Here is a 3,573-nt window from a genome sequence, read left to right on the forward strand (position 1 = left end):
AAGAGCAGTACGCCGATGCAGGCGATGAAAGAGTGGTACCAGACCCACCCGCACCTGTTTCACAAGCGACCATATGATCGTACGGGATGCGACACGTAGTGACATCAATTGAGTTGGTGGGTACCGTTCTAAATTCGGAGGCAGAAGCTGCCAAAAAGAAGGCAGATGAAATCAAAGCCAAGGCCGCAGAAGCGAAACGGAAAAGTGACGTTTAACGGTCATGTGCATCGTTCACCAGTTGATGACGTGAGTTTGGTGCCGGCAGAGTATTGAGGTACGCCCGGCAAGCTCACCCAGCCCCACGGAATGTGGGCGCTGGGCGAATGCAGGGACGATGAAGGGGAGGAGGGCGCTAAGAGCTCAACTCAGCCAGGACCAGGTCCACCTCCAGCGAAAGATCCTCCCGCTGGGCTTGAATCCAGTTTGCGAGCGACCGTCGCGTCACGCCGTCGATGTTGTCACTGCGGACACTCTCGATGACTCGAAAAACATCCACCTTGCGCAACGAACTGATGTCGTCTGCGGCGATATGGATATACAGCGCATGCACGCTGTCGCTGATGCCCGCTACCGACGTGGTAATGGGAGGCTTTTCAGGGTGGATTGCCACATTTCTTCCTTGTAGAAAATGGGCTCTGTGCCCACCGGGCATCAGGCCCACATGGGATTACGGATAGCTCGATCCGAGCGTTTTGAATGAAGCGATTCGGATCGCAAAACCAAGCTGTCGATCAGGGTGAAGAAAATTCAACACCTCATCCACCCTTCGGTACCCTCAGCGAGAGCAATCCGGTTTGCTGAAGCACAGACACAATCTGGAGCTGGTCCTCGTTGAACCCCAGAGTGTTGAAAGTGCGCGAGCTGGCGAATCCTTGCCGAACTTGGACATGGACGCCGCTCTTGTCACGCGCGATGTGCTTGCGATCAGCAAAGGGCAAGCTTGCACTGGTCGTGACACGCAGGCCAAGATCGAAAGCCTTGGCCATCCAGCCACTGCTGTCGACAGACTCGGCACTGGCCACGTCGAACACCAGGAAATCCTTGGCGCCGCACGCAATGAGGAGGTTGTTAGTTTCCATGCAAAGCTGACCCACAATTTCCATCGAATTCTGACCCACCCTTTTGCGTGAACTTCATGCTCACGTTGTGGATAAGTTCTTGGTTGTCTTCTCCTTTTTGGTGGATGCTGGCGGTTGTGGCTGCTGAGCCGAACTGTTCTTGAACCGGTAGCTGTCGTTGCCCGTTTCCAGAATATGGCAGTGATGCGTGAGCCGGTCCAGCAGTGCCGTGGTCATCTTGGCATCTCCGAACACATTGGCCCACTCGGCGAAGCTCAGGTTCGTGGTGATCACAACGCTGGTGCGCTCGTACAGCTTGGACAGCAGGTGGAACAGCAATGCTCCTCCTGAAGTGCTGAACGGAAGGTACCCCAACTCATCCAGGATCACCAGGTCAGCGTAAGCCAGTCGGTGTGCGATCTGCCCGGGCTTGCCCTGGGCCTTCTCCTCTTCCAGTGCATTCACCAGTTCCACCGTCGAGAAGAACCTGACCCTTCGGTGGTGGTGTTCGATGGCTTGCACCCCCAGTGCTGTGGCGATGTGGGTCTTGCCCGTGCCTGGCCCGCCCACCAGCACGACGTTGTTGGCCTCTTCCAGGAACTCGCACCGGTGCAGCTGGCGCACCAGGGCCTCGTTCACCTCGCTGTGGCTGAAGTCGAAGCCTGTGAGATCCCGGTAGGCTGGGAACTTGGCCACCTTGAGCTGGTATGCCACCGAGCGCACCTCCCGTTCGGCGGTCTCGGCCTTGAGGAGTTGGGCCAGGATGGGCTGGGCTGCCTCGAATGCGGGGGCGCCTTGCTCGGCCAGCTCGTTAACGGCATGTGCCATGCCGTGCATCTTGAGTTCACGCAGCATGATGACGATGGAAGCAATGGCGGGGTCATGACGCATGGCGCACCTCCCTCAGTTGGTCATAGCGAAGAACATTGGCTTGGGGTTCCACGGTGAGCCGCAGGGCTTGTGGAGACGTCACCGGCGCTGGGGCGGGCTTGCCATCGAGCAGTCGGTGCAGGACGTTCAGGATGTGGGTCTTGCTGGGAGCGCCAGCTTCCAGGGCCAGCTCCACCGCCGAGAGCACTGCCTGCTCGTCGTGATGCAGTACAAGGGCCAGGATCTCCACCATCTCCCGGTCGCCGCCTGGCTGCTTGAGCAAGGTGGCCTGCAGGCGTTTGAACGCCGGCGGCAGCTCTAGGAAGGGGGCACCATTGCGCAGGGCTCCAGGCTTGCGCTGAAGCACCGCTAGGTAGTGATGCCAGTCGTAGACCGTCTGGCCTGCGCCATGGTGGTTGCGCTCGATCAGGCGCTGGTGCTCACAGACGATCTGGCCTTCTGCTGCGATCACCAGGCGGTCGGCGTAGACGCGCAGGCTCACGGGGCGGTTGGCGAATGGCGCCGGCACGCTGTAGCGGTTGCGCTCGAAGTGGATCAGGCAGGTGGGAGAGACTCGCTTGGTGTGCTCCACGAAGCCGTCGAAGGGACGCGGTACTGGCATCAGTGCTGCCCGTTCCTCGGCCCAAACGTCCGCGACAGTGCCAGGCAGCTTGCCGTGCTCGATCTCGTGCCACAGGGCCACGCAGCGCTCCTGAAGCCACGCGTTGAGCTCCTCAAGCCCGGGGAATGGCGGCACGACCTGCCACAGCCTGTGACGGGCATCGCGCACGTTCTTCTCCACCTGACCCTTCTCCCACCCGGAGGCCGGGTTGCAGAACTCGGCTTCGAACAGGAAGTGGCTCACCATGGCTGCAAAGCGCGCGTTCACGTCGCGCTCCTTGCCTCGGCGCACGCGATCCACGGCGGTGCGCATGTTGTCGTAGATGCCTCGCCTGGGCACCCCACCGAACACCGTGAACGCATGGTTGTGGGCGTCGAAAAGCATCTCGTGCGTCTGCAGCAGGTAGGCCCGCAGGTAGAACGCCCGACTGTGGCTGAGCTTGAAGTGGGCCACCTGCAGCTTGGTGCGCACGCCCGCGAGCACTGCCCAGTCTTCGCTCCAATCGAACTGGAAGGCCTCGCCGCAGCCGAAGGTCAGGGGCACGAACGTGCCGCGGCCGGTGGTCTGCTGGGCTGTCTGACGCTGCTCGTGCCAGAGCCGGGCAAAGGCGGCGACCCGGTTATAGGAGCCGGTGTAGCCCAGCGCCTGCAGATCGGCGTGCATCTGCTTGACGGTTCGCCGCTGCTTGCGAGATCGGCCCGCTTCGGTCTTGAGCCAGCCGGCCAGCTTCGGGGCGAAGGGGTCGAGCTTGCTGGGGCTGACGCGTTTGGAGTAGTGCGGCTCGTCGGCGTCGGCGCGCAGGTGTTTGCGGATGGTGTTGCGCGAGAGGCCGGTGCGGCGGGCGATCTCGCGGATGGACATCTGCTCTCGCAGGGCCCAGCGCCTGATGACACTCAGTGTTGCCACGTCTATCACTCCTGGTCTCCTGCTGCTCAACAAAGCAGCAGGTTAGGGTTAGTACGTGGGTCAGTTTTAGATGGAAATCCTGGGGGTTAGTGGGTCACTTCTGGATGGAAATCAACA

At 60.8% G+C, this 3,573-nt stretch carries 4 protein-coding genes; all 4 read right to left on the reverse strand.

Going from position 1 to position 3,573, the window contains the following annotated elements:
- Nucleotides 1–352 precede the first annotated feature (352 nt).
- Complete coding sequence (locus ACN4F8_RS20500; RefSeq protein ID WP_108497027.1) at nucleotides 353–610, reverse strand: hypothetical protein; 258 nt, start codon at nucleotides 608–610, stop codon at nucleotides 353–355.
- Nucleotides 611–755: 145 nt separating this feature from the next.
- The gene (locus tag ACN4F8_RS20505) at nucleotides 756–1,079 is read right to left on the reverse strand and encodes a hypothetical protein (protein WP_419475268.1); all 324 of its coding nucleotides are present in this window, start codon (nucleotides 1,077–1,079) and stop codon (nucleotides 756–758) included.
- Between the two features lie 60 nt (nucleotides 1,080–1,139).
- Nucleotides 1,140–1,949: an IS21-like element helper ATPase IstB gene (gene istB, locus ACN4F8_RS20510; RefSeq protein ID WP_419475269.1), complete on the reverse strand. Its 810-nt coding sequence runs from the start codon at nucleotides 1,947–1,949 to the stop codon at nucleotides 1,140–1,142.
- The gene (gene istA / locus ACN4F8_RS20515; RefSeq protein ID WP_419475270.1) at nucleotides 1,939–3,465 is read right to left on the reverse strand and encodes an IS21 family transposase; all 1,527 of its coding nucleotides are present in this window, start codon (nucleotides 3,463–3,465) and stop codon (nucleotides 1,939–1,941) included. Before istA ends, istB begins: the two co-directional genes overlap by 11 nt.
- Nucleotides 3,466–3,573: the final 108 nt, after the last annotated feature.

Origin of the sequence: Hydrogenophaga sp. (genome assembly GCF_048549895.1) — a bacterium.
Classification (GTDB): domain Bacteria; phylum Pseudomonadota; class Gammaproteobacteria; order Burkholderiales; family Burkholderiaceae_C; genus Hydrogenophaga.

Excerpts from the sequence above, each read along its gene's own strand:
- ACN4F8_RS20505 (WP_419475268.1), bottom strand. The coding sequence starts at position 1,079 with ATGGAAACTAACAACCTCCTCATTGCGTGCGGCGCCAAGGATTTCCTG.
- istB (WP_419475269.1), bottom strand. The coding sequence starts at position 1,949 with ATGCGTCATGACCCCGCCATTGCTTCCATCGTCATCATGCTGCGTGAA.